Source organism: Rhodohalobacter sp. 614A (assembly GCF_021462415.1).
Classification (GTDB): domain Bacteria; phylum Bacteroidota; class Rhodothermia; order Balneolales; family Balneolaceae; genus Rhodohalobacter.
In genome coordinates this window covers 249,633-268,320 of sequence record NZ_JAKEDS010000003.1, presented here as the reverse complement: position 1 = coordinate 268,320, position 18,688 = coordinate 249,633, and the positions used below count along the sequence as shown (strand labels likewise).

At 42.1% G+C, this 18,688-nt stretch carries 10 protein-coding genes; 9 read left to right on the top strand and 1 reads right to left on the bottom strand.

Annotation, left to right across the window (positions count from 1 at the left end):
* Positions 1-12: 12 nt before the first annotated feature.
* The 5 genes from L0B18_RS14925 (at position 13) to L0B18_RS14905 (ending at position 9,009) form a co-directional block, all read left to right on the top strand.
* Positions 13-1,254 (top strand): glycosyltransferase, encoded by a 1,242-nt coding sequence (locus L0B18_RS14925; RefSeq protein WP_234572598.1) that lies wholly within the window; start codon positions 13-15, stop codon positions 1,252-1,254.
* Positions 1,255-1,435: 181 nt separating this feature from the next.
* Positions 1,436-2,806, top strand: coding sequence for an Nramp family divalent metal transporter (locus tag L0B18_RS14920; RefSeq protein ID WP_234572597.1), 1,371 nt, complete (start codon positions 1,436-1,438; stop codon positions 2,804-2,806).
* 133 nt (positions 2,807-2,939) lie between these two features.
* Positions 2,940-4,370: an alpha-L-fucosidase gene (locus L0B18_RS14915; RefSeq protein WP_234572596.1), complete on the top strand. Its 1,431-nt coding sequence runs from the start codon at positions 2,940-2,942 to the stop codon at positions 4,368-4,370.
* A gap of 162 nt (positions 4,371-4,532) precedes the next feature.
* A complete protein-coding gene (locus tag L0B18_RS14910; RefSeq protein WP_234572595.1) occupies positions 4,533-6,116 on the top strand; it encodes an aspartate:alanine exchanger family transporter in 1,584 nt (527 codons plus the stop codon).
* Positions 6,117-6,204: 88 nt separating this feature from the next.
* Positions 6,205-9,009, top strand: coding sequence for a family 78 glycoside hydrolase catalytic domain (locus L0B18_RS14905; protein WP_234572594.1), 2,805 nt, complete (start codon positions 6,205-6,207; stop codon positions 9,007-9,009).
* Positions 9,010-9,088: 79 nt separating this feature from the next.
* Here the strand turns inward: L0B18_RS14905 and L0B18_RS14900 are convergent, their stop codons facing one another.
* Positions 9,089-10,048: a sugar-binding transcriptional regulator gene (locus L0B18_RS14900; protein ID WP_234572593.1), complete on the bottom strand. Its 960-nt coding sequence runs from the start codon at positions 10,046-10,048 to the stop codon at positions 9,089-9,091.
* Between the two features lie 155 nt (positions 10,049-10,203).
* On the opposite strand from L0B18_RS14900, the gene L0B18_RS14895 reads away from it, so the two are divergent.
* The 4 genes from L0B18_RS14895 (at position 10,204) to L0B18_RS14880 (ending at position 18,580) form a co-directional block, all read left to right on the top strand.
* Positions 10,204-13,434: an alpha-L-rhamnosidase gene (locus L0B18_RS14895; protein ID WP_234572592.1), complete on the top strand. Its 3,231-nt coding sequence runs from the start codon at positions 10,204-10,206 to the stop codon at positions 13,432-13,434.
* Positions 13,435-13,574: 140 nt separating this feature from the next.
* Positions 13,575-17,021, top strand: a complete 3,447-nt coding sequence (locus tag L0B18_RS14890; RefSeq protein ID WP_234572591.1) for a ThuA domain-containing protein — start codon at positions 13,575-13,577, stop codon at positions 17,019-17,021.
* A gap of 470 nt (positions 17,022-17,491) precedes the next feature.
* Entirely contained in the window at positions 17,492-18,085 is a 594-nt protein-coding gene (locus L0B18_RS14885; RefSeq protein WP_234572590.1) for an RNA polymerase sigma factor, read from the top strand.
* Positions 18,086-18,292: 207 nt separating this feature from the next.
* Positions 18,293-18,580, top strand: coding sequence for a hypothetical protein (locus L0B18_RS14880; RefSeq protein ID WP_234572589.1), 288 nt, complete (start codon positions 18,293-18,295; stop codon positions 18,578-18,580).
* The last annotated feature ends 108 nt before the right edge of the window (positions 18,581-18,688 follow it).

The following is an 18,688-nucleotide window of genomic DNA, read 5'->3' as shown; positions in this document are numbered from 1 at the left end:
AAGGCGATGAGCATGCCTGTTCAGAAAAATTTACTCATCATCGGAAAAGTGTGGCCAGAACCGAAATCTTCGGCAGCAGGCAGCCGGATGATTCAACTTATTGAATTATTTCTTGATGATGGGTGGGACATTACATTTTCGAGCCCGGCGGCAAAAAGTGATTATTCATTTGACCTTTCTGAAATTGGCGTAGATGAACAACCGATACTTCTGAACGATTCTTCATTTGATGATTTCATCCGTCAATTAAACCCGGATGCAGTGCTTTTCGACCGCTACATGACCGAAGAACAATTTGGTTGGAGAGTTGCGGAAAACTGTCCTGATGCGCTACGAATTCTTGATACGGAAGATCTCCACTGTTTGCGGAATGCACGTCAAAATGCATGGAAAAAAAACTTGAAATTTGAAGTAGATGATCTGCTTTCTGAAGAGACGGCAAAAAGAGAAATTGCCAGCATTTTGAGATGTGACTTGTCGCTGATTATCTCTGATGTTGAAATTCAAATTCTAAAAGATGCTTTTCATATTGATGAGAAATTACTTCTCTATCTGCCGTTTCTTTTGAATTTTGATAAAGAACCGTTTCATGAACCCACGCTTAGTTTTGAAGAGCGAAATGGATTTGTTGCTATCGGAAATTTCAGACATGAGCCAAATTGGAACGCCGTTCTGTGGTTGAAAGAGGAAATCTGGCCGTTCATTCGGGCGAAGTTGCCATCAGCGAAACTGTATGTCTATGGTTCCTATCCCGCAAAAAAAAACTTTCAACTCAGCAATCCTGATGATGGTTTTTTGATTAAAGGCAGGGCAAGCGATGCAAAAGAGGTAATCGGAAAAGCAAAAGTTCTGTTGGCACCTTTACGATTTGGTGCTGGAATTAAAGGAAAATTAGTAGAAGCGATGTTGTGCGGAACTCCTTCTGTCACCACAACCGTTGGTGCGGAAGGGATCGTGTTGGGCTGCAAATGGAATGGTGCAATCGCCGATGATCCTGAACAGTTTGCAAATGCTTCTGCCGAGCTTTATCAGGATTCAGATTTTTGGAAAACGTCACAGAATACAGGATTTGAATTGCTCAAAAGCAGGTTTGACCGGTCAAAATTTGAGCCGGAATTATTAACCCGGATCAAATCAATCATGGAAAACCTCGAAAAGCACCGGAAAAATAATTTTATGGGATCCATGCTGATGCATCACACCATGAATAGCACAAAATTCATGAGTAAGTGGATCGAAGAAAAAAACAAGTAGGTTCGTGTAAATCACAGGATCAAAGTGCAGATTAAGGATAGTCTTTTTCTGAAATCTGAAGAATTTGTCTTGTCGATTAAAATAAACTACTATTTGTTGGGATGCGGGAACCTGCCAAAACATGATTTTAAGCCTGCATACTTGGTACCGTTTCAAAAAAGGGTTGACTTAAAAAATACGAATGAAGGATGAAAACAGGGATCGTCCCAAAGATCCTTACATACTAACCGAAGAGGAAATCAAAGATCCCCCCGAAACTTTTTGGGGAACTCTCAAACATCTTGGCCCTGGTTTTGTAATGTCAGCAGCGATTGTAGGATCTGGGGAATTGATCGCCACCACAACGTTGGGTGCAAGAGCAGGATTCGTAACCTTTTGGGTGATAATACTGAGTTGCCTGATCAAAGTGACCCTCCAGTTAGAATTCGGCAACCATGCCATCAGTAATGGTGAAACCGTAATGAGTGCGTTTAACCGTTTGCCGGGTTGGAAATACAGAGATATTAACTGGACAATTTGGACGTGGCTTTTTATCCAGCTTTTTAAGCTTTTGCAAGTTGGCGGAATTGTGGGAGGCGTAGCCATCACCATGAATATTTTCTTCCCCTCCTTAAATGTTACAATCTGGACATTTATCGCGGCGATACTCGCGGCATTGCTTGTCTTTAGGGGCTATTACACATTTGTTGAGCGGTTCTCGCTGGTGATGATCGCTTTCTTTACTGTGCTCACATTTCTATCGGTTTACTTTTTACAGTTTACGGATTTTGCTTACTCGTGGCAGGATATTGCATATGGTCTCAAGTTCAATCTGCCAACCGCAACGGTTGGGGTGGCCATTGCCGCTTTTGGTTTGACGGGTGTTGGCGGGGACGAAATCATGTATTATCACTACTGGTGTATCGAAAAAGGATACGCAGCTTATACCGGTCCGGCAGCAAATAACCCGGAATGGGTGAAGCGGGCGAAAGGCTGGATTAAAGTGATGTATTGGGATGCCGTACTTTCCATGATTGTTTACACCCTGGTTACAGCGGCATTCTATATTTTGGGAGCTGCGGTTTTACATGCACAAGATCGCGTTCCGGAAGGATACCAAATGATCGAAACTCTTTCGGGGATGTATACAGAAACCCTCGGCCCCGGTGCCAGGAATATGTTTTTGATTTGTGCCGTAGTTGTTCTCTTCTCTACGCTTTTTAGTGCGTTGGCCAGCTGGACCCGAATCTTTGCTGATGCCTTTGGCAAACTTGGGTTTCTAAATTTCCATGATATTGAACAAAGAAGAAAAGCCATTGCCATTTTTGCGTGGGTATTTCCTTTGCTTTGGGCATTGATGTTTTTGTTTGTTCAATTGCCTGTGTTGATGGTAATCATCGGTGGATTCTTTACATCAGTCCTTCTTCTGATTGTCGTTTTTGCAGCTATCCACTTCCGTTACAAACAATTAAAAGTGGAATTAAAACCGACCATTTTTTACGATATTGCTTTTTGGGTAAGTGTAATCGCCATTTTGATGGCGGCGATTTACAGTATTTTCAGGTTTTTCTGATGACATATAAATATGAATGACTCATTGCGAACAAAATGAAAAAAAGTGAATGAAGTTTGGCAATCCTAACCTTTTATTCAGATTGATGATTGATTCACTCTGTTTATAATGACGATTCAAATAAAGTAACCACATGATGAAAAGGACTATATTTCTCATTCTAGCTATATGTTTTATAACGCTGCTTTCTGCCTGCCAGGAATCAGAAGAAAAGGACTCCAAAGAGGAAACAGCTCTCACCCGTGAACAAATTCTCAACGAATCCGAAGAAGATTTTGATGACCGAATGGAGTGGTGGCGTGATGCAAAATTCGGCCTTTTCATCCACTGGGGACCCTATGCAGTACCAGCAGGTGTTTATAATGGCAAACGAATTGACAATACCACCGGAGAATGGATTATGAACGGTGCTCAAATCCCGATTGAAGAATATGAGGAGTATTCCCGGCAATTTAATCCTACTCAATACAATGCAGAAGAATGGGTACAAATCGCGAAAGATGCAGGGATGAAATACATCATTATAACGTCCAAGCATCACGATGGATTTGGTTTGTGGGAATCAGAGGTTGGGGATTATAACTCGGCCGAATATGCAGAAATTCAAAAAGACCTTTTAGATGATCTGAAAGTTGCCGCTGACAGACACGACATAAAACTCGGTTTTTATCACTCCATTATGGATTGGCATCATCCGGATGCTCAGGCGCCTCATTATCCAACCTACAATACCAGTGAAAAATCAAACCCCAATTTCGACAGCTATGTTGAAAATTACCTGATTCCGCAGGTTCGCGAATTGGTAGAAGAGTACGATCCCGCTGTTATGTGGTTTGATGGAGAATGGATTCCGGAATGGAAACACGAACAAGCAGTAGATATGTACGTGATGCTTCGCCAGATGGACCCTGAAATGATCATCAATAATCGTGTGGATGTAGGCAGAAAGGGAATGCAGGGAATGAACGAAGAAGGCGGTGCATTCGTCGGCGATTTTGGTACGCCTGAGCAGGAGATTCTTGAGAGCACCAGCGATTTTGACTGGGAATCCTGCATGACAATGAATGATACCTGGGGATATAAAGAATACGATGACAACTGGAAATCCTCAGAAAACCTGATTTTTAATCTTGTTGATGTTGCTGCAAAAGGAGGGAATTACCTCCTGAATGTAGGGCCAACTGCAGAAGGATTGATTCCACAGCCAAGCGTTGAGCGTCTTGCAGATATGGGCGACTGGATGGCCATAAACTCGGAAGCCATTTATGCCACAGAACGTCTTCAAAATCATTTCAGTGAAGGAGAAAATATTCGATACACAAAAAAGAAAGGCGAACCGGTTTACTACGGAATAACTTTTGACACTTCAGGTGAATCCGTTCAATTCAGCTATCTTCAACCGGAGGAAGGTTCCGAAGTAACTCTTCTTGGGCATGATCAACCTTTGAATTGGGAGTTTACAGATGAGGGTGGGCTTACCATTCAGATACCACAGAAAGTGATGGATAATCAGTCAGCTGAAACAGCGTTGGTCTTCAAAATCACGGGGAAAGAAGTTAGCTAAAATGAACCAGGAAAATATGTAGCAATTGTATGGGGTTAATGGGAAAAATTTTGGTCCGGACCTTTTTTTGGTAATACTTTTATTGATTCATCATTTCTTCAGATAACTCTGAGAATTTATAACAGAGAGATCATCTCCTTCAAATAGTAAAAAAATCATCAAATGGATTTCTTGTCACACACCTATTTTGCCCTGTTTTTTATCATTGTTTGTGGTTTTCTATTAGGTAGAATTCAAATCAGGGGAGTTTCGCTGGATGTTTCTGCCGTCATTTTTGTGGCCCTGATTTTTGGACATTTTGGAATTCAGATTCCCGCAGATTTTCAATACCTGGGTCTCGTACTTTTTATATTCACGATTGGGATTCAGGCTGGTCCCGGATTCTTCACATCTTTCAAAAAGCATGGGAGAGAACTGGCAATTTTAGCAACTTTTTTGATTTTGATTTCAGCTGTAATCACTTTTCTGATCTTTACATTTTTAGGAGTTGATAAAAACCTTTGTATTGGTCTGTTAACCGGAGCGCTGACAAGTACTCCCGGCCTTGCAGCAGCCATTGATATTACGGGGTCCTCACTCGCATCTATTGGCTATGGAATTGCCTATCCGTTTGGTGTAATAGGTGTGATTCTGTTTGTAAACTTTCTGCCGCGTATTCTTCGCAAGTCGGTTTCTGAAGCAGAAGAGAAGTATAAAGAAGAACAGATTGAAGAATATCCCGAAGTAGTTACGAAAAATTTTATTGTTGAAAATGAGAATGTAACCGGCCAAAGTATTGGTGAACTGAGGATACGAAGTATGACTAAAGCGGTCGTCTCGCGGGTAATGCATGGAGATATCTCAATTACCCCAAAACAGGATACCATTTTACACAAAGGTGATCTGATTAAGGCCGTTGGCACAAAAGATGCACTTGAAAAAGTAGAGCTGTTAATCGGATCACCAACTGATGTGCACATACCATTGAGCAAAGAGTATGATGTTCGCTCCATTCTTGTCACGAATAAAGAGGTCGTGAATAAGTCGCTGCTTCAATTGAATATTCTTCAAACCTACAATGCCACAGTAACCCGTGTGAGGCGTTCAGGAATTTCATTTTCGCCAAATTCCACACTTCGTTTGCAGATGGGAGATAAGTTGATGGTTGCCTGTAATAAAGAAGATATGAAACAGGTAAGTCGCTTCTTTGGTGATAATGATACTCGGCTATCTGATACGGATTTTCTTCCAATAGCCGTCGGAATTATAATTGGTATTCTTGCGGGGAAGTTCAGTATCAGTTTTGGGTCGTTTACATTTAGCCTGGGACTAACAGGTGGAATTTTACTGACAGCTTTGTGGCTTGGCCGAATGGGGAAAACCGGTCCATTTATATGGACGATGTCAGGCGGAGCCAATCAGCTTTTACGGCAGCTGGGTTTACTTTTTTTTCTGGCTGCAGTAGGTACAAGTGCAGGTTCCAGTTTAGTTTATACATTTACAGAATATGGATTATCCCTATTTATTTACGGGCTCTTAATCACATTGGTTCCGCTGATCCTCACAACGATAATCGCTCAATATTTCTTTGAGATAAATCTGTTAACTTTTTTGGGAACGCTAACGGGTAGTATGACCAGTACTCCCGGCCTGGCTACGGTCGATAGTATGTCAGATTCCGATGCAGCGTCCATTGCATACGCAACTGTATATCCTGTTGCAATGGTATTATTAATTGTGGCTGTACAAATTTTAAGTTTGATTTGAACTGGAAAATTTATAATCAGTGGTTATTTTTAAAATTCATGAACAAAAAGTAGATTAATGAGAATCTGATCACTCACTCATTAATACGATGAAAAAAATCATTATTCTACTTCTGCTCGGTGGTTTTATTTTTTTATTTACCAACTGTTCTAAAGATGAAAATCTTTCAGGGATTCGAAGTTTAGAGGTTGAGCATCTTTCTAATCCTTTGGGTCTTGATGTGAAAGATCCGCAATTTTCCTGGATTTACGAGAATGGTTCACGCGGTGCTTCCCAGTCAGCATATAGAATTATAGTTTCTGAAAATCCTGATGATCTTGAAAATGAAGAAGGCAGTCTATGGGATTCAGGAAAGGTAAACAGTTCGAGTACGATTAATAATCCATATGAAGGTTCGGCTCTGGAGAGTGGACAGAAATATTTCTGGAAGGCCAGGGTGTGGGATCAGAATGGGAATCCCACGTCTTGGAGTGAAACGCAGCATTTTCAAATGAGCTTGCTGGATGCAGACGATTGGCAAGCCCGGTGGATTACCACTCCCGACAGCACGGTTTCATCGCCATTGTTACGAAATGAGTTTACGATTAATCAGGGAATTCAATCGGCAACCGCGTTTATAACCGGAGTGGGTTACTACGAATTCTATCTAAATGGCGAAAAAGTTGGGGATCATGTACTTGATCCGGCCATTACAGATTTTAGCAAACGGATCCTATACGAAACGTATGATGTAACGGATCATCTGAATGAAGGAACAAACGCCGCTGGTTTTTGGCTTGGAAATAGTGCTTTCCGAATCAAACCGGAAGAGGGGCGATGGACCTGGTTTGGTTCGAACAATCAATTTGGAACACCAATGGGGATTCTTCAGCTACACATTCTTTACGAAGATGGCTCAGAAGAGGTTATTTGGAGCAACAATGAGTGGAAAACAGATGCAAGTCCCATTCTTTACAACAACGTTTACGGGGGTGAAGATTACGATGCCCGGCTGGAACAGGAGGGATGGAATCAAGTGGATTTTGATGATGCACACTGGCAACCTGTGAAAGTTGTAGAAGATCCGGATGTTCTTATGGATTCCCAGATTATGCCGCCAATCCGTGTTGTAGAAACGATTGAACCGGCCACGCGAACCAATCCGAAATCCGGTATTTACCTGTTTGATCTCGAACAAAATATACCCGGATGGTGGAAATTATCAGTTGATGGGGAGCAGGGAACGGAGATCAAAATTCGGGCAGCAGAAACCCTGAATAATGAGCTTTTTCCAAACGCGCTTGAGCCGGGAGACAGTCTTAGTACCAGCGAGCAATATCATGCGAATGTCTGGACAACATATATCTTAAAAGGAGACGGAACCGAAACCTACGAACCAAAGTTTTTCTATTCAGGATTTCGATACATTGAAGTTCAGGTAGATAATCCCGACGCGATTGGATCGCTGGAAGTTGACGGACAGGTGGTTCATTCTGACTTGGAGCGAAATGGACATTTTGCTTCTTCTGATACACTTCTGAATCAAATTTACGAGGCGGCGATATGGTCACAACGAGGAAATCTGCACGGCTATCCCGAAGATTGTCCGCATCGGGAAAAGGGCGGATATAACGGAGACGGTCAGGTTATCGCTGAGACATCCATTCACGATTTTCAGATGCATTCTTTCTATCAAAAATGGCTGAATGACATGAAAGACGCTCAATATGAAAACGGCCGTATTCCCAACACATCTCCGTTGATGTTAGGCGGCGTTGGCGGAGGAATCGCCTGGGGAAGTGCATACATTTTACTTCCCTGGTGGATGTATCAATACTATGAGGATACCCGGATTCTTGAGGATCACTACGAGAGCATGAAAAGATATATGAGCTATCTTGAAAATCTTGCTTCGGAAAATGATGAAAACCCGGATGAAGATTACATAATCAACGAATTTGGTGGCTATTGGGATTCACTGGGAGAATGGGAAGCCCCGGTTCGCGATCGAACCGGCCCCAACAATCCATTGACAAATACTTACTACTGGTATCTTGATGTTTTAACGTTTGCGGATATTGCAGAAGTTTTGGGGAGTGATGAAGACCGACAAAATTATCTGGCATTGGCCGATTCTATCAAGGAGGCCTTTAACGAGAAGTTTTTCCTTGAGGAGCAAAACTTGTATGGAACAGAAGAACTTTACCAGGGATATTTGCTCTTTGCTTTGAGTGGAGATTTAGTGCCGGAAGAAAACCGCCAGGCCGTTCTGGAAAACTTAATTCACGATATTCAGGTTACAAGCAACGGCCATCTGGGAACAGGAATTCTGGGTACCAAACACCTGATTAATGTCTTGGCTGAAGAGGGAAGAGAGGATGTTCTTCACGAAGTAGTAACCAAAAAAACATTTCCAAGCTGGGGCCATTGGATTGAAAATGGAGCCACCACGCTTTGGGAAAGCTGGGATGCCGAAAGCTCTCATAATCACCAAATGTTTGGAACTGTCAATGAATATTTCTACAAGTATTTAGCGGGAATTCAGGCCCCGACAAATGCTGGAACATCCATCGGTTACAAGGAAATTCATATCAAACCATATATTCCGGATGACATGAATTGGGCGGAAGCCTCGGTTGAAACGGTTCGGGGAACGGTATCATCCAGGTGGGAAAAATCGGAGAACAGTTTGACTCTGGAAATAACAATTCCTGCAAATACAACAGGCAAAGTTAGTATTCCAACTATGAGTTGGAATAATGTTCAAATTTCAGAAGGTGGAGAGACGGTTTGGAGTGAAGGAGAAGTTGTAGAAAGCGATACACAAATTATCAGCGGGCGAGAAGAAAACGGTTTTGTAGAACTTGATGTGACATCAGGACGCTACGAGTTTGAATTGACAGCTGAAGAATAAGAAATCAGCTGTCGATTTTTACATTGCGGACTCAATGATTTACAGAGGTTCGTCCCACTTTAAAAAAAAGATAATTGTATCAGATTTCTAATACTTTTTTGGCAGTAAGGCTATCCGAAATCAATACGTTTATATTTTTTCCCAATAGTGCGGCATGAATCACTTCCTCTTTTTCGGGTCCCCCTGCAATGCCCACAACCGTTTCAATTTGCATGACCTGCTCCGGAGAAACTCCAAGTATAAGATCTTTCAAGCGGGTTTTAGCCTCATTACCATTCGCATCAAAGAAATGAAGTGCGATATCGCCAACAGCATCAGAATTCAATATTTCCCGACAAGTTGATTCTGAGAGCTCTTTGCTCTTTTTATTTAAAACGGGGTTGGTTTTTAAAGCGCCAATTCCAACAAAAAGAGTGTTGATTATGGGAAATAAATCAAGGGCATTTTTTACTTGTGGGTCATCCATCAAAACCTCTTTGGCCTGAACACTTCCCACAATTCCCGGAGCCGGGAGAAGAGTCAGTTTTGCATTAAGGAGCTGAGAGAGCCGCCGGGAGATATCCGCAGCATGGGCTTTTGCTTCAGGAGGCCCAACTCCTCCCAGGGCCTGAACAATATGCAAGCCGTTAATAGGTTTAGGCTGCATGGATTCAACCATTGCCTGTAAAGTAGTTCCCCAGGTTACGCCAATCACATCTCCTTCCTGGGCGGTGCGGTTCAGGTAGTTTGCCGCTGCCGACCCGATCTGACGTTTGATCACATCTGCCGACATATCAGCGTCGGATTCAACGAGAATCACCTCTTTCAGCCCAAACTTATTTTCAAGAGAATGTTCAAGTTCAACAAAATTGCTGTTCGGCGTTGTAATTGTAATCTGCACAATTCCCTGTTCCCGGGCTTGTTTAAGCATGCGAGACACTTTCGGCCGGGAGAGGTGAAGCCTGTTCGCAATTTGCTGCTGGTTATAATCCTGGTTGTAATACATTGTGCTGATCTTACTGATCAGCCTAATATCAATCGGGTCTTTGGTTCTTGCCATTCTCTTTGATTATCAAAGTGTTACATCATGAAAATAATGTTGATTTTCAGAGTCGGTTTCATAAATTGAATATTGACAATTATTCGAAAATGAACAAATGTTCAATTCATTTTTGTTTCCATTTCGAAACCAACTGAATTCGAAAATCTATCTGTATGAATAACATGAAAATTTTTCACTTCTTCATCTCTTTTTCTCTGTATGTGGTAATAATGTCAGCCGGAAGTTTTTTTGAGGCCAACGCTCAACCTGCTAATGATTTGGAACTCTACGATTTTCAAGTGGAATATTTCACCAATCCGATAGGAATTGATGATCCTAATCCACGATTTTCCTGGAAAATAATGAGCGACCGTAGAAATACGCATCAAACCTCCTATCAAATACAGGTATCTGAAAGCGAAGATTTTTTAAATGTGGTTTGGGATACAGGAGAAATCGGGTCTGATCAGTCGACTCAAATAGCATACGACGGACCTGAATTGGAATCTCGTAAAAGATATTATTGGAGAGTGAAAATTCAGGATAATCACGGGAATGAGGCTGGTTGGAGTGAGGCTTCTTTTTGGGAAATGGGATTGTTGAGTTCAGATGACTGGCAAGCCGATTGGATAGAGCCGGGTTTTGAACAGGATTCAACCATATCTCCGCCAAGCCCTATGTTCCGCAATGAATTTGAGTTGGATAAACAAGTGGAATCCGCGCGGATTTATATCACAAGTCACGGCATCTACGAGATGGAAATTAATGGAGAACGAGTGGGTGATCGCTATTTTACTCCGGGTTGGACAAGTTATCACAATCGGTTGCAGTATCAGGTTTATGATATTACCGATTTTCTGGAAACCGGAGAAAATGCAGTTGGCGTTATGTTGGGCGATGGCTGGTATCGCGGGTATTTGGCTTGGGGAGATGCGCGAAATCACTATGGAAAAACATTGGGTCTTCTGGCTCAGATCGAAGTAACTTATGAAGATGGTAGTGTTGCCACATTTGGCACGGATGATAATTGGATGTCCTCGACCGGTCCCATTCTGAAATCAGACATCTATAATGGTGAAATGTATGATGCCCGTCTCGAAAAAGAAGGATGGACAAAAACCGGCTATGATGATAGTGATTGGTTTGGGGTAAACGTTGCCCATCACACCAAAGAAAATCTGGTTGCACCGGAAGGTCCGCCGGTTCGCAAGATTCAGACCTTAAACCCCATCGAAATATTTGAAACTCCCGGAGGAGATACCGTTGTAGATTTTGGGCAAAACCTGGTAGGCTGGGTTAAAATAAGTGCCGAAGGGAAAGCCGGAACCGAGATTTCGCTTGTACACGCAGAAGTTTTAGATAAGGAAGGAAATTTTTATACGGCAAACATTCGCGCCGCCGAACAGACAAACCGATTTATTCTTAAAGGCGAAGGAGTAGAAACCTTTGAACCTCATTTTACATTTCAGGGATTTAGATATGTAAAAATAGAGGGATATCCCGGAGAGCTCTCCGAAGATGATTTAACGGCTGTTGTTCTCCATTCAGACATGAAGCCTACCGGTCATTTTGAGACATCCAATGCGTTGCTCAATCAGCTTCAGCATAACATTGTTTGGGGACAAAAAGGAAATTTTGTGGATATCCCAACAGATTGTCCACAACGAGATGAGCGGCTTGGATGGACGGGTGATATCCAGGTATTTGCATCAACGGCCTGTTATAATATGGACGCCTCGGGATTTCTTTCAAAATGGATGAGAGATGTGGATGCCGATCAAAATGAAGATGGAAGTGTGCCGTATGTTGTTCCAAATGTGTTGGGGCCTCAGGCAGCCGGTTCATCGGGGTGGGCAGATGCGAGCGTGATTGTACCCTGGACGATTTACCAGGCGTATGGCGATGAGCAGATTCTTGAAACCCAATACGAAAGCATGAAGGATTGGGTAGAATACATGAAAACCCGGGCTGCAATGGACAGTACTACGTATTTGTGGGATAATAATTTCACATTCGGCGACTGGCTTTCTTTTAACAGCACGGCCTCTGATTATCCCGGTGCGTATACAGATAAAGCTCTGATATCAACCGCGTTCTTTGGTCATTCAACGGATTTACTGGCTCGATCTGCCAGAATTCTCGGGAAGGATATGGATGCACAAGAGTACGAAGAACTTTTTGAAAATATCAGAGAAGCGTTTCAGCATGAGTATATGACATCAAGCGGGCGGATAATGTCGAATACTCAAACGGCTTACCTGTTGGCTCTTCAGTTTGATCTGCTTACTGAAGATATGGAATCAAAAGCTGTAGAGTATCTTTTGGCAAGAGTTAATGAACGCGGGCATTTAACAACCGGGTTTTTAGGGACACCGCATCTCAACCCGATTTTAACACAGTACGGGCATACCGGCGAAGCCTATGAGTTATTGCTGAGAAAAGAGTATCCGTCATGGCTCTATCCGGTCACAATGGGTGCAACTACCATTTGGGAACGTTGGGACGGCATTAAGCCGGATGGTTCATTCCAGGATCCGGGGATGAACTCCTATAACCATTACGCCTACGGTGCCATTGGAGAATGGCTTTATAAATCTGTTGCGGGAATTGATCAGGAAACTGCGGGATATAAGAGAATCTCCATTCATCCACATTTTGGAGGTGGATTGAATTACGTAAGGAGTTTTCTTGATTCCATGTATGGCAAGGTGGAATCGCAATGGCATTATAAAGATGACCAAATGCATTTGATCGTTGAAATTCCATCCAATACAACCACCGTAGTTACACTTCCTTTTGCGAACGTGAATGGCGTTCGGGAAAGTGAGAATGTACTGGATCAAGCCGAAGAAATTCTTGGATTTTCCCAGTCAGGTGAGAATGTACAAGTAGAAGTTGGATCCGGACGTTATCAATTCGTGTATTCATCGAACAGGCTTGAATCTCTGTTGGCCACCAGTGAGTTTAGCACCAATACGGAGTTATGGGCTTTGATGGAAAATGAAGAAGCGCGAAGTATTCTGGAAGAACATATTCCCGAATTACTGGAAAGTGAATCATTTGATATCGCATCAACAATGCCGTTGGTACAAGTAGCTCAATTTACGCCGGATATTGTGACTGCTGATATTCTGGAGGCTATCAATCAGGAATTGAAAATGATTGAATCTGAATTTCAGCCAAGACTGCATGTGGATCAAAAAATAGCAGAATTGATTGCTTATGAGGAAGGCAGAGAACTTCTCAGAGAACACTTGCCGGGTTTGATGGATTCTCCATGGCTCAGCCAGGTGATGGGCTATCCAATCGAATATGCAAGTCATTCCTTGCCTGCATCGTTTGGCTTAGATAGCGAGGCCATAAACAAAATTCTGAATGATTTAAAAGCGATGAGCCCCAATTAATTACTATAAAATCAGATATTTACTCTAAAAAGTGTAAAAATTATAAATCCATTTTTCTCAATGGAATAAAAAATGTATATAAATAGGTCTTTTTAACACAATGGCATGAGTTCCATATTCTATCATAAATAAATCATAGCATGAAGATCTATTTCAATTCAATTGGCTTACTGAGTTTACTGCTCATTTCACTTTTTTTGTTAACATCTTGCTCAAACGAACGACCGGGAGATCCAAAAATCCTTGTTTTCAGTAAAACTGCGGGCTTTCATCATCAATCCATTGCTGATGGAATTATAGCCATACAACAGTTAGGCGAGGAAAATGGTTTTGAAGTGGATACAACCACCGATGCCAATATGTTCACGGAAGGTTCACTTGAACAGTACTCTGCGGTTGTATTTCTGAGTACCACCGGAGATGTTTTGAACCACTATCAGGAAGCCGATTTTGAGCGCTACATTCAGTCCGGTGGCGGCTATGTTGGAATTCATGCAGCCGCCGATACTGAATACAATTGGGGCTGGTACGGCCGAATGGTGGGAGGATATTTTCTTGATCACCCAGGTATTAACGATCCTCATCCAAATGTGCAAGAAGGAGTTTTAACTGTTGAGGATCCCACTCATTCATCTACAGAGTTTCTGCCGGAACAGTGGACCCGAACGGACGAATGGTACAGCTATAAAAATTTCAATGAAGATGTAAATGTACTTCTGTCATTGGATGAAGCAAGTTACCAAGGCGGGGTGGATATGGGATATCATCCGATGGCCTGGTATCACGAATTTGATGGCGGACGTATTTTTTACACCGGTCTGGGACACACCAGCGAATCTTTTTATGAGGATGAGTATTTGCAGCACATTCTCGCGGGAATCCAATATGCAATCGGGGAGAATGAAATACTTGATTATGATGAAGCGACTACCTTGCAGGTGCCGGCCGAAAACAGGTTCACCAAAACCCCACTGGTGTTAGGGGAATTTTTCGAACCCACTGAAATGACGATCCTTCCAAATCTGGATATTCTGATTGCTCAACGCCGCGGAGAAATTCTCCATTTTGATAACGAAGATTCAACTCTTAACCAAGTGGCATTGCTGGATGTGTATCATCAAACCGATGTTGAGGGGGTGAATGCGGAAGAAGGTGTACTTGGTCTTAAAGCCGATCCAAACTTTGAAGACAACAACTTCGTCTACATTTTTTACAGTCCCTCCGATACGTCTGTGAACAGGCTCTCAAGATTTGTGTTTGAAAATGACGAACTGGACATGAACTCAGAGACCACCATTCTCGAGTTTTATTCCCAGCGCAATATTTGCTGCCATACAGGTGGTTCCATTGCGTTCGATGGAGACGGCCTTCTGTACGTTTCAACCGGAGATAACTCAACACCATTTAACCAGGAAGGAAGATACGTAACGAGTGGTTTTGCTCCTTTGGATCAGCGAGAAGGCAATGAGCAGTTTGATGCCATGCGGTCATCAGGAAACGCCAATGATCTTCGCGGCAAAATTTTACGAATTCGCGTGAATGATGACGGGACTTATGATATTCCTGAAGGAAATCTCTATGCGCCAGGCACAGAAGGCACACGGCCTGAGATTTATGTTCAGGGGAACCGGAATCCATACCGGATCCAGGTGGATAAAAAAACCAATTTTCTCTATTGGGGTGAAGTTGGACCCGATGCCAATAACGACAGTCTTCAAACCCGTGGACCTCGTGGATATGATGAAGTAAACCAGGCACGTGAAGCCGGTTTCTTCGGTTGGCCTATGTTTGTTGGAAATAACTATCCATATGTGCGCTATAATTATTCGACAGGTGAATCGGGCGAAGCTTTCGATCCTGAGAGTCCTGTTAATAATTCTCCAAACAATACCGGAATTGAGCAACTTCCACCTGCGCAGCCTGCATTCATTTGGTATCCGTATGCAGCGTCGCCGGACTTTCCGACTGTGGGAACAGGCGGTCGAAATGCCATGGCCGGACCGGTTTATTATTCCGATATGTACCCGGAGGAACACCGGCTGCCGGATTATTATGATGGCAAATTCTTTATTTACGATTGGGTTCGCGGATGGATGAAAGCTGTTACCATGTGGCCAAACGGCGATTTTTCCAAGATGGAACCATTTATGCCAAACACAAAATTAAACGCTCTGATTGATTTGGAAATGGGACCAGATGGCCGCCTTTACATGCTTGAATATGGCAGTGGTTGGTTTTCCAAAAACCCGGATGCAGGTTTATCCAGAATTGATTTCAATGCAGGAAACAGACCACCCGTTGTAGATGATGTTCTGGTTGATAAAACCTCGGGAGTTCTTCCGCTAACAGTACAAGTGACTGCAAATGCAGGTGACCCTGAAGATACCGAACTAACCTATATCTGGGATTTTGGAAATGGAGAAACCACCGAGACCAGTGGACCGGAAACGGAAATTACATATAATGAAATTGGGGAATATGAAATCACTCTTGAAGTTCAGGATCCCGGTGGACTCACAGGTATTGGCCGTTCTGTTCCGGTATATGCTGGAAATGCTGCTCCCATTGTGAATATCAATATCGAGGGTAACAGCACATTTTATTTTCCAGGCGTGCCGGTATCATATTCGGTGAATATTGAAGATCCCAATGATCCGTCTGCATCGGAGGATCTTTCCAGCCTGATTGTCTCAGCTGATTATATTGAAGGCACTGATATGGCCGTGGCTTCTCAGGGACACCAAATAATGACGCAGGCTATGGTTGGCAGAAACCTGGTTGAGACGTTGGATTGCCAGGCATGCCATAGCGTTAGCGAAGCCTCCATTGGGCCTTCGTACACGGAGGTGGCTGCGTTATACGAAGATTCTACGGGAGTCACTCCGTATTTAGTTAATAAAATTATCAATGGTGGTTCGGGGGTATGGGGAGAAACCGTAATGCCGGGGCATCTTGAGTTGAACGAATCCGATGCACGAAGCATTGTCTCCTGGATTCAATCGCTTGCGGGAGAACAAGAGAATGAAACGCTGCCGGCGAGCGGAACAATAGATCCAACTCTTGGAGAAGATCCGGCACCAAACGGATTACTCATACTGTCGGCAAGTTATACAGATAAAGGAAGTTCAGAAACGAAGCCGTTGACCGGAAATACGAGTATTTATTTACAAAATAACACGATGAGTTTTGAAAGAGCTTCCAATCTTGATGGTTTTTCCACCATGACGTTCGGCGGTAATTTCCTGATGATGGTTCCCGATCCCACTGGTTCTTTTAGCTTGCAGAATATTGATTTGACGGATGTCGGATCCGTAACAATTGTGGCCGGACTACAAGAACCTTTATCCGGAGAAATTGACTTTGAATTGCGGCTTGGTTCTCCAGAGGGTGAAGTGATTGGTGAAGCTACCTATGAAGCAGGCGGAGGATTCCAAACTCCACAAGGATTTTTGGGCTATACCCTGACATTCAATTTATCTTCCCCAATCGATGAAGGGTCGCACGATTTATATGTTATTAGCCGACGCGCTGACGGTGCTGGCGGAACATTTATTCTCTCGAGCATTCAATTTGATCCGGTTCAATAACAGGGCTGGACTAAATTATTCTTTTGGGATGGTGAATCTGGTTAAAAAAAAGGGTAGTGATGAACCACTAAAATCTCTATTAAACCAGGTTCACCCCAAATGCCTTTCTGCTTTTTAAAAATATCGCTAGACCTGTGGCGGTTGGAAAGGAAATGATTGTCATTTATGGCCGATTCTCTCCCGATTGAATAAAATGAATGAATCCCACCTATTAATTACGAATCCATTTGGGGCACAGTGAACGAACTTTTCTTGGTAAAAAAGTCACCTGACTTCATTTTAAAATATAGATATGGCTTTGAATAGTGATGCGGAAAAATGATGGGAGAGAACTATTTATACAACTATTTACAGAAAAGTTGTTGACATTCGCTTTAGATTTTCTAAATTAGATATAACATTAATTCATTAATGAACATTTGTTCATTAATTATAGTTTCTAAACCAAAGTAAAAATTGAGGAAGCCAATATGCATCTTCAGGTTACAAAACCTTTGACTCTTAGTAATCCGGGGAAATTAGAATATGAAGAGCTTTGGACTGAAGTTCGTCATGGGGATAAAGATGCCCTCGCCAGGCTTTTTTGTTTAAATTATTCGTTGCTGTTTAATTACGGATATAAAATTATTGCGAATGAGGCCTTGGTCAAAGACTGTATACAAGATCTGTTTTTGATAATATGGCGCAGGCATGAACATTTAAATGATGCCTATTCAGTAAAAGCTTATTTGATACAATCACTGAGACGACTTCTGTTGAAAGATCTTTCAAAACAAGAAAACCGGTCCGAACGCAATGAGGTATTCATGTATCGTGCTTTTGAAAATATATATAATGTGGAAGAGCTTATGATTCACTTTGAAGTAGAAGTGGAGCAAAAGCAAAAATTAAAGGAAGCCATTCAATCTTTAAACAATCGTGAGAGAGAGGCTATTTTTTTAAAATTCTATGGAGGCGCTTCCAATCAGGAAATCGCTCAAATTATGAACATAAATATTCAGAGTGTTTACAACCATATCTCTAAGGCGCTTAATAATTTAAAAGCTTTTATTAATTTCGTTTAAGCTTTTGCCTTCGAATTCTATTTAACCTTTAGTACCGGTTCAATCTACTCTTAATGGGAGAAAAGATGAGTAGGTTTCTATCTGTTGCCACTCTTTATAAACAGATAAAGTTTTGCTGATCAAAATCAGAGAAATTTATTTATATTATTTAAATAGAGTTGTCCGTCTTTTAAAAAGACCAGGGAAATAGGTTAAAACTATCAAGCCATGACTTTTCAAAATTCTATGCTTATCGAATTACTTAATGATGATACTTTTGTGGCTTGGGTAAAAGGGGAGAATAATATTACAAACGCTGAGAGAGAGAAATGGAACGACTGGTTAGAGGAAAATCCATATCATGCCATTCTGATAGAGCAGGTAAATAGAATTTTAGAGATGCCATTCAACGAGGTAGAAATTGGTTGTGAGAGTTCAGGAGAGTTAGAAAGACTTTTGAGAGTAATAGAAGAAGAGGACAGAATAAATATCTTACCCAATATGAAGAGAGATTAGGCCCATTATTTGCCTTCCTGCACAGTTAATTTCCTTTAGGTTTACACATCTAACTACACGTATATCTTTGTCCCAAAAATTCCTTCTGACAGATCAAATTCGGTAGTT

Excerpts from the sequence above, each read along its gene's own strand:
- L0B18_RS14915 (WP_234572596.1), top strand. The coding sequence starts at position 2,940 with ATGATGAAAAGGACTATATTTCTCATTCTAGCTATATGTTTTATAACG.
- L0B18_RS14920 (WP_234572597.1), top strand. The coding sequence starts at position 1,436 with ATGAAGGATGAAAACAGGGATCGTCCCAAAGATCCTTACATACTAACC.
- L0B18_RS14925 (WP_234572598.1), top strand. The coding sequence starts at position 13 with ATGCCTGTTCAGAAAAATTTACTCATCATCGGAAAAGTGTGGCCAGAA.
- L0B18_RS14900 (WP_234572593.1), bottom strand. The coding sequence starts at position 10,048 with ATGGCAAGAACCAAAGACCCGATTGATATTAGGCTGATCAGTAAGATC.
- L0B18_RS14890 (WP_234572591.1), top strand. The coding sequence starts at position 13,575 with ATGAAGATCTATTTCAATTCAATTGGCTTACTGAGTTTACTGCTCATT.
- L0B18_RS14905 (WP_234572594.1), top strand. The coding sequence starts at position 6,205 with ATGAAAAAAATCATTATTCTACTTCTGCTCGGTGGTTTTATTTTTTTA.
- L0B18_RS14880 (WP_234572589.1), top strand. The coding sequence starts at position 18,293 with ATGACTTTTCAAAATTCTATGCTTATCGAATTACTTAATGATGATACT.
- L0B18_RS14885 (WP_234572590.1), top strand. The coding sequence starts at position 17,492 with ATGCATCTTCAGGTTACAAAACCTTTGACTCTTAGTAATCCGGGGAAA.
- L0B18_RS14895 (WP_234572592.1), top strand. The coding sequence starts at position 10,204 with ATGAATAACATGAAAATTTTTCACTTCTTCATCTCTTTTTCTCTGTAT.
- L0B18_RS14910 (WP_234572595.1), top strand. The coding sequence starts at position 4,533 with ATGGATTTCTTGTCACACACCTATTTTGCCCTGTTTTTTATCATTGTT.